Annotated in this window: 1 rRNA gene; it reads right to left on the bottom strand. The window is 48.7% G+C overall.

The annotated features are described in order from the left end of the window. Positions 1-1463: ribosomal RNA gene (locus tag ACSLUR_RS19050) — 23S ribosomal RNA — on the bottom strand; the annotation flags it as partial. Between the last annotated feature and the right edge of the window lie 20 nt (positions 1464-1483).

The raw sequence follows: 1483 nt of genomic DNA, 5'->3' as shown, positions 1-1483 counted from the left end.
TCTCAGCCTACATACTTTCACATGGACAACCAACGCCATGCTTGCTTAGCCTTCTCCGTCCCTCCATCGCAATATAAAGAAGTACAGAAATATTAATCTGTTTCCCATCGACTACACCTCTCGGTCTCGCCTTAGGGGCCGACTTACCCTGCCCTGATTAACATGGGACAGGAAACCTTGGTCTTTCGGCGAGGGGGTTTTTCACCCCCTTTATCGTTACTCATGTCAGCATTCGCACTTCTGATACCTCCAGCATGCTTCTCAACACACCTTCAACGGCTTACAGAACGCTCCCCTACCACTTGAGCATAAGCTCAAATCCGCAGCTTCGGTGCATAGTTTAGCCCCGTTACATCTTCCGCGCAGACCGACTCGACTAGTGAGCTATTACGCTTTCTTTAAAGGATGGCTGCTTCTAAGCCAACCTCCTAGCTGTCTATGCCTTTCCACATCGTTTCCCACTTAACTATGACTTTGGGACCTTAGCTGGCGGTCTGGGTTGTTTCCCTCTTCACTACGGACGTTAGCACCCATAGTGTGTCTCCCGGATAGTACTCATTGGTATTCGGAGTTTGCAAAGGGTTGGTAAGTCGGGATGACCCCCTAGCCTTAACAGTGCTCTACCCCCAATGGTATTCGTCCGAGGCTCTACCTAAATAGATTTCGGGGAGAACCAGCTATCTCCCGGCTTGATTAGCCTTTCACTCCGACCCACAGGTCATCACCGCATTTTTCAACATACGTGTGTTCGGTCCTCCAGTTGGTGTTACCCAACCTTCAACCTGCCCATGGGTAGATCGCCGGGTTTCGGGTCTATACCCTGCAACTAAACGCGCAGTTAACACTCGCTTTCGCTACGGCTCCCCTAATCGGTTAACCTTGCTACAGAATATAAGTCGCTGACCCATTATACAAAAGGTACGCAGTCACCCGAAGGCTTCCACTGCTTGTACGTATACGGTTTCAGGTTCTATTTCACTCCCCTCACAGGGGTTCTTTTCGCCTTTCCCTCACGGTACTGGTTCACTATCGGTCAGTTAGGAGTATTTAGCCTTGGAGGATGGTCCCCCCATGTTCAGTCAACATTTCACGTGTGCCGACCTACTCGATTTCACTTATGTTTGTCTTCGTGTACGGGGCTATCACCCTGTATCGCCAAGCTTTCCAGCTTGTTCCACTAACGCCCATAAGCTTAAGGGCTAATTCCCGTTCGCTCGCCGCTACTAAGGAAATCTCGGTTGATTTCTTTTCCTCGGGGTACTTAGATGTTTCAGTTCTCCCGGTTCGCCTCATTAAGCTATGTATTCACTTAATGATACTGGCTTATGCCAGTGGGTTTCCCCATTCAGAAATCCTAGGTTATAACGGTTTTTATCACCTTACCTAGGCTTATCGCAGATTAACACGTCTTTCATCGCCTCTAACTGCCAAGGCATCCACCATATACGCTTAGTCACTTAACCATACAACCCCAAATAGTTTT

The sequence above is a fragment of the Thalassotalea montiporae genome, from assembly GCF_053485855.1.
This window is presented reverse-complemented; position numbering and strand designations above follow the sequence as displayed.